At 42.0% G+C, this 6,602-nt stretch carries 9 protein-coding genes; 6 read left to right on the top strand and 3 right to left on the bottom strand.

The window, feature by feature from the left end; translation table 11 throughout:
• Positions 1–256 precede the first annotated feature (256 nt).
• From LC586_RS39200 to LC586_RS39180, 5 genes are all read left to right on the top strand, one after another.
• Positions 257–592 (top strand): hypothetical protein, encoded by a 336-nt coding sequence (locus LC586_RS39200; RefSeq protein WP_229491193.1) that lies wholly within the window; start codon positions 257–259, stop codon positions 590–592.
• Between the two features lie 135 nt (positions 593–727).
• Positions 728–1,063 (top strand): hypothetical protein, encoded by a 336-nt coding sequence (locus LC586_RS39195; RefSeq protein WP_229491192.1) that lies wholly within the window; start codon positions 728–730, stop codon positions 1,061–1,063.
• Positions 1,064–1,111: 48 nt separating this feature from the next.
• Positions 1,112–1,444: a hypothetical protein gene (locus LC586_RS39190; RefSeq protein WP_229491191.1), complete on the top strand. Its 333-nt coding sequence runs from the start codon at positions 1,112–1,114 to the stop codon at positions 1,442–1,444.
• A gap of 213 nt (positions 1,445–1,657) precedes the next feature.
• Entirely contained in the window at positions 1,658–1,816 is a 159-nt protein-coding gene (locus tag LC586_RS39185; RefSeq protein WP_229491190.1) for a hypothetical protein, read from the top strand.
• A 119-nt stretch (positions 1,817–1,935) separates the two neighbouring features.
• Entirely contained in the window at positions 1,936–3,327 is a 1,392-nt protein-coding gene (locus LC586_RS39180) for a GTP-binding protein (protein WP_229491194.1), read from the top strand.
• Positions 3,328–3,546: 219 nt separating this feature from the next.
• Here LC586_RS39180 and LC586_RS39175 read toward each other — a convergent pair whose 3' ends face one another.
• Together LC586_RS39175 and LC586_RS39170 are read right to left on the bottom strand one after the other, a co-directional pair.
• Positions 3,547–4,788, bottom strand: a complete 1,242-nt coding sequence (locus tag LC586_RS39175) for a DUF3466 family protein (protein WP_229491189.1) — start codon at positions 4,786–4,788, stop codon at positions 3,547–3,549.
• A gap of 252 nt (positions 4,789–5,040) precedes the next feature.
• Complete coding sequence (locus tag LC586_RS39170; RefSeq protein ID WP_229491188.1) at positions 5,041–5,187, bottom strand: hypothetical protein; 147 nt, start codon at positions 5,185–5,187, stop codon at positions 5,041–5,043.
• A gap of 191 nt (positions 5,188–5,378) precedes the next feature.
• On the opposite strand from LC586_RS39170, the gene LC586_RS39165 reads away from it, so the two are divergent.
• A complete protein-coding gene (locus LC586_RS39165) occupies positions 5,379–5,639 on the top strand; it encodes a Calvin cycle protein CP12 (protein WP_229491187.1) in 261 nt (86 codons plus the stop codon).
• Here LC586_RS39165 and LC586_RS39160 read toward each other — a convergent pair.
• Complete coding sequence (locus LC586_RS39160) at positions 5,636–6,454, bottom strand: TlyA family RNA methyltransferase (RefSeq protein ID WP_229491186.1); 819 nt, start codon at positions 6,452–6,454, stop codon at positions 5,636–5,638. The two genes, LC586_RS39165 and LC586_RS39160, sit on opposite strands and share 4 nt — an antisense overlap.
• Between the last annotated feature and the right edge of the window lie 148 nt (positions 6,455–6,602).

The following is a 6,602-nucleotide window of genomic DNA, read 5'->3' as shown; positions in this document are numbered from 1 at the left end:
CTTGATTGCTCTGAGGAGATATTTAGTTCAAAAGTACTATAAATTAAGAAGTTAAGTTTTGGATGGGTGCGCTTATATTTGATGTATAGCTGTTGCCATAAAGGTTTGGAGTTTTGCACCGGGAACTCTTCTATTCTCCAGTATCTAACCTAAGACGTGTTCTTCCCAAAGTCTCTCCAGAGAAAGAACTCTTTGTATCCTCGATTTTTTAGAATGTTATTTAGTAAAGCTAGATTTTTCAATACCTGAAAAAGCCATGACTGATAAAAATCAAGAAAATCAAATTAATCAACCAGTAAGTGAAGATACACATTTACGGGAAGAACCTAATGTCAATGAAAGAAACTTAACAGCGAATCCTGGAGATAGAATTGCTGATGAGTCTCAATCTATTGAAGAAAAGGCTCAACAGGTAGCTGTGGATGATGTACCAGACATTACAGGCGACAAAATTACAGTCCCGACTTACTTCGTTGTAGATGAACCCGATGGCACAAAGAAAGCACTCCACCACGTTAAAGATGCTGAAGAGATTTCTGACATGATTCGGGAAGCACGAGTTGACGAAAATGGAAATCGAATTTGGTGGTAGCCCTTCATTGAAGAGACACGGGGACACAGGGACAGGGAGAGTTGTTTCTTTGCGTCCCCGTATCTATTTTCTTTGATCAAGTTAGTCTATTAATGACGCAATCAAAATCTGGAAATTTTCCCAGGATAAACGGTAATGGCAAATGTCACAACTACCAAAGAGTTGGCATATTGGAGTACGCCAGAAATTAAAAATAAAATTTTAGAAGTTGTTAAGGGACGCGATCTAGAGCCGTTAAAAGCCAAAGTAGAATTTTATAAAAATGAATTAGCACCATATTTTGCAGAGTTGAGCCGACGTAACCCTTTTGGCAAAGTTGCAGAGCAAGTGGCAATCGTCACGGGAGTATGGGTGCCAATATGGTCTACTATACCTTTTCAAGATATTTTATCTGGTAGGATACACGAGCAGTCTTACCAAATTTTTCATAATGATGGTTTAAATATTGCCCGATATGCACCAGGACATTAGTCTGGTTTTTGGCAAAGATTTACATCAAAATTACCAGCTTACGACTTAATGGTATTGCAAAAGTATTCCATTCGAGATGAGCAGTGGGATATTAAAAATGTTGGAATATTTCAAGCATTGAAGAATAGAGAAATTCCATTGACAATTGACGATGCACAGGAGTGGTTTACAACAACAGTCGAATCTAAATTTAAGGAAGCAGCGCCAAATATAGATTTAGAGCAAGAACTCAAATTAAAAGATATGGACAGAAATACTGTCAAGAAATTTAAAAAAGTTTACCTAGCTACTTCTTTTTTAGAGCATCTATATATAGATCATGACTTTCGGTTAGTTAAGACTCAACGAGAAGCAACACAGAGGCCAATACGGTTCACTTAAGGCTAAAACTCTTTGTCAAAGTCAATTTTTTTAACGAACCGCAAAGGACGCAAAGGACGCAAAGAGAAGGAAGAAATGCTTAACTGAACTGTATTGACACAGAGGCCAAGTTATACTATTGCTGTTCGCAAAGGTTGAACTAACAAAATTTTTAACGTGTCGCGGAAGTCCCCACCTTCAATGTACTCATAAGGTGGGGATTGTGAGCGGGGGATGAGGAAAGATAATGTAGTTCCCTTAAGCGAGTCTGAAATCATGGTTTCTGCACTGAAAGCCGGCGACGGGAATGTGAAATTTACAGTTTACCCAGAGGCGATCGCAAGTGTTGGGATAATGAACACGATCCTACGTTCTGAATGGACATTGCATTAAAAGGTATGCAAATATCAAAATAATTGCCTAAGAAAGACAAAACAGGCTAACAGCCTTGGAATTAGATCAAAATGGATATGTAGCCTGTTGTTTGTCCAACCTTGAATCAACCTAACTTCGTGCGAAATCTGCAAGAAACTCACTTAAATCGTGCCCGCGCCAGCCTCAGACAAGCGCTGTCTTGGTATGGATATCTTCGTAAGTCAGGACAGCTTTCATCCAACCCGGAATTGGCCGGTTTGTTAAAACCAGAATTGGAAGCTTTGAACTCCACACTCAACAAGCTGGATTCTAACGTCATTAGAATTGCTGCCTTTGGTTTGGTGAGTCGAGGTAAGTCAGCAGTTTTAAATGCCTTACTGGGAGAAAAGATTTTGCAAACTGGGCCCTTGAACGGTGTCACTCAATGGCCCCGTTCCGTCCGTTGGCAGCCAGGGGGTAAGGTACTAGTAGAGTTAATTGATACCCCCGGATTAGATGAAATTGAGGGTGAGTTACGGGCAGACATGGCGCGAGAAGTCGTGCATCAGGCTGATTTGATTTTGTTTGTCGTGTCTGGTGATATCACGCGCACTGAGTATCAAGCGCTGCTGGAATTACGTCAAGCACAAAAACCCCTGATTTTAGTATTTAACAAAATAGATTTATACCCAGATACAGACCAGGGAGCGATTTATCAAAATTTGCAACAACTCGGTGCCGGACATCACGCCACATGCTCCACTTGGGGAAACCCCAAGACCGCAGTGGCTCCTCAAGCGAAACCTCTACTACCGGATGAAATTGTCATGGTGGCGGCGGAACCAGCACCAATGGAAGTGCGGGTTGAGTGGCCTGATGGTCGTGTCAGTTATGAATGGGAGACACCGCCACCGCAAGTAGATGAACTCAAAGAAACAATTCTGAACATTCTTAATCGAGAAGGGCGATCGCTTCTGGCTTTAAATGCACTTATCCAAGCACGGGATGCAGAAGCCGCGATCGCTCAAAAAACCATCGACTTACGCGAACAAGAAGCTGAAGATATCATTTGGCAATTTACCAAATACAAAGCTTTGGCAGTAATGCTCAATCCCATCGCCTTCTTAGATATCCTTGGCGGAACTGTTGCCGATTTGGCTTTAATTCGTGCCCTAGCTAGATTGTATGGTTTGCCGATGACTAGCTACGAAGCCGGGAAAATTTTAAAAACGATTTTATTTAGTTCTGGTGGTTTACTACTGGGAGAATTAGGTAGTAGTTTTCTTATTGGTTTAAGTAAAACTACGGCTGCAATAACTAGTGGTGACAATCCCAGCAATATTACTGCTTTTGCTGGCAGTGCGATCGCTCAAGCTGGTATCGCCGGTTATGGTGCATACTCCGTTGGCAAAGCCGCTCAGGTGTATCTCGAAAAAGGCTGCACTTGGGGACAGTTGGGCGCTAGCAGCGTCATTCAAGAAATTCTCTCTCAAGCTGACCAAAATACAATTCTGTATCGCTTGCGACAAGAATTAGGCATAAAGTATTGAGATTTTTGAGTTGTGTTCTGAAAAGTTTCTGTTGACTCAAATTAACCAGGAAGTGAAATATTTAACTTTGAAAAAACGAAACAAGTCTTACCCCAATTCACACAGAAGAATAAGCACGATGAAATTTACAGGTTGATGGTCGCTCAGAAAAACTTAATGTAAAAACTACCGTATCAAGTTCGCTGACACAGCAGTTATAAAATAGTCGAAATTGTGAGCCTAGACTATGCCTTTAGCTTTGTCTTGCTGCTTAGATTTTTTGCCTAAGACTATAAAAGCACTAGCCGTCAATGAACCCAATATGATTGAGGGTTCGGGAACAGAAGTAGGTTCCAAAACAGGTGTCAAAAGAAAAGCATGAACAGGATAATTACGTTCAGGGTCTTGAATAGTACCAGTACCTACAATTTGCCCAGAGTTGTTGATCCCATCTGCGCTTCCAAGATACCAACCAGAATTAGCAGGAATGAGATCGTTTAAATTGCTCATTTTACCGTCACTATAGATGAAGGGAGCGGTGACAGTAGACCCTTTGAGATAGCCTGCATTACCAACTACCTGCCCAAAATCATTAATATCAGTAGCGTCGCTGTTTGGCCCCCCAAGTGTGCCTAAGTCTTGCAGTGTTCCACTTCCACTGTAGAGGAAGGCGTGGCTAACATTACAAGGGCATTCTTTTGGATCATCTGCTTCAAAAGTTGCTCCAGTGTCTGCCCTACCAACGACCTGTCCTAAGTTATTGATAGCAGAAGCTGTACCTTCATCACCCCCAAGTGTGCCTAAGTCTTGCAATCCTCCACTCCTGCTGTAGAGGAAAGGGTGATTTTGTCCTGACTGAGTTTGTGCAGAGCCAACTATTTGTCCTGAGTCGTTAATATCCCTTGCAGAGCTTAATCCTCCAAGGGTGGTCAGGTCTTGTAATACTCCACTCCCACTGTAGAAAAAGGCGTGGAAGTCTCCTTCCTTCGTTTCTGCCGAGCCAACGACCTGTCCTAAGTTATTGATCGCATAAGCGACGCTGGATTCTCCTCCAAGGGTTCCTAGATTTTGCATTCCAGTAGCGTCACTCCAGAGAAAAGCATAATCAGATCCATATACAGACTTCTTTGACTCACCGACCACTTGACCAAAATCATTGATTGCGTAGCCAGTGCTTGAGTTACCACCTAAAGTACCTAAGTCGTCAGTTGCTGGATTAATTGCACTGTTAGGAGCCGTGCGAAAGGCGTGAGAGCGGAAAACATCAGTACTAGGAAGAATTGAGCTACCAACCACTTGACCAGCATTGTTAATACCGTATCCTGGACTATAAGCATCAAAGCCAGTAGCAGTAGGGTTTAAGGAACCAAGATCGGTAATAGAGTACAAAGATGTAGCAGCAGCCTGCTGAGGAATTATAACTTCTCCCATGATTAAGGCTATCAGTCCGATACCAGTAGCGCCCAGAGTATACTTCAACATATTGTTATTAAAACTTTATTCTTTTATGTTTTATCAGTATTTACTCTACTTAAGCAATCAAAAAATATACTTTAGTTAAAGAATATTCGTATTAGTACTTATGTAAGCGTAGCTGCTTAGAGACAGTACAACCTCATGAATTGGGTAGTTGTACAGATGAGGAGTGCTTTAGGGAGTTTTGAGTTACTACAGACGGAAATATTGAGAATAAATAAGAATTGTTAAGTATTTGTTACCGTTTATAAGTGTTTATCAACTTCTATCAAACTCTTCTGACAATTGACTGACATTCCGAATTTGGGATGCAAGACTGAGAACATGACCATCACTACCAGTGACTCCACCTAGTGGAATTCCCTTAGCTTTTTGAATCAAAGATGATAAGAGGGTAATTCCCACTCAAATTTGCTAAAAAGAGGGCGGTGTTTACCACTATCTATTGTGGAAAGCCTATCTAAACTGGAAATGTGAGCAAGGCCTGTCTTGTTGCTCCAACAAAGAGGGACTGGCGAACCCGGAGGGTGAGCTTCATGGGGTCATTAAAAGCTCACAGTTAATATCTATCTCTGTAAATTAAAGGTAAAAGTATCATGACAACTACCCTAAACTCATTTGAAACTGCTGGGGCGACAAATCTTGAAGAAGCGATTATTAAAGCCATTACTGAAGCGCGTACAACTTGTGAGCTAGATGGCAGTGATTCTGCTGGTTGTGCCGTAGCCTGGGACATCGTGGAAGAATTACAAGCTGAAAAAGCCGATCAACAGCAAGCAAAATCAAAGAAAACCTCTTTGGATAATTACTGCGATCGCCATCCTGAATCCGTAGAATGTCTAATCTACGACCTTTAAATCTTCCGTAAATGAGTTGTTGCTGATTGCGTTATTTGCTTAATTGCTTCTAAATCAGGTGGTGGCGTTTCACTTTCCATTCCCAACCACAAAAGATATTCAATATTCCCAGCAGGGCCAGTGATCGGTGACCAAGTTAAGCCTTTGTATTTCCATCCTAATTCCTGGGCTGTTTGCAACACCTGAAAAATGGCATCAGCTTGGTCGTTTGGATCGCGCACAACACCTTTTTTACCCACACGCGATCTGCCGACTTCAAACTGTGGCTTGACTAACAATACAGCTTCTCGGTTAGCTTGAGTTAGTTGCCACAAAGCAGGCAGAATCTTCGTTAAAGAAATAAACGATACATCGACCACCGCAAAATCAGGAATCGGGTCATTTTCGCCATATAACTCATCTGGTCGTAGTTGCCGTAAATTGGTGCGTTCCCGCAAAATCACCCGCGAATCATTTCGCAACCGCCAGTCAACTTGTCCGTAACCAACATCAATGCCGTAAACTTGCTTTGCTCCAGCTTGTAAGAGACAATCAGTAAAACCACCAGTAGAAATCCCGCCATCTAAACAAATGCGCTCTGCTACGGGAATGGTAAATACTGACAAAGCTTTGGAGAGTTTTTCACCACCTCTAGAAACAAAAGGCGATCGCTCTTTAATATTTATTTTAGCCGAAATATCAACTTCAGTACCAGGTTTATCAACTAACTGCTGATTAACAGTAACTTCTCCCGCCTGAATTAACCGTTGTGCCAAGGCGCGAGAAGAACATAAATTTAACTCTACTAATAGTGTGTCGAGTCGCTGTTTAGCCAATTAACTAGACTCTCCTGGTAAGAGTGAACTACCCCAACTTACCGAGTACGGTTGAAGTTGGGGCTTCTGTAATCATAGGGGAGTGCCTAAACTTAGACTTTCGCCCAAGAGCAGGACTTACCTCCCCTCCTACAGCAGAGACGGCTGA

Origin of the sequence: Nostoc favosum CHAB5714 (assembly GCF_020829495.1) — a bacterium.
GTDB classification, from domain to species: Bacteria; Cyanobacteriota; Cyanobacteriia; order Cyanobacteriales; family Nostocaceae; genus Nostoc; species Nostoc favosum.
This window is presented reverse-complemented; position numbering and strand designations above follow the sequence as displayed.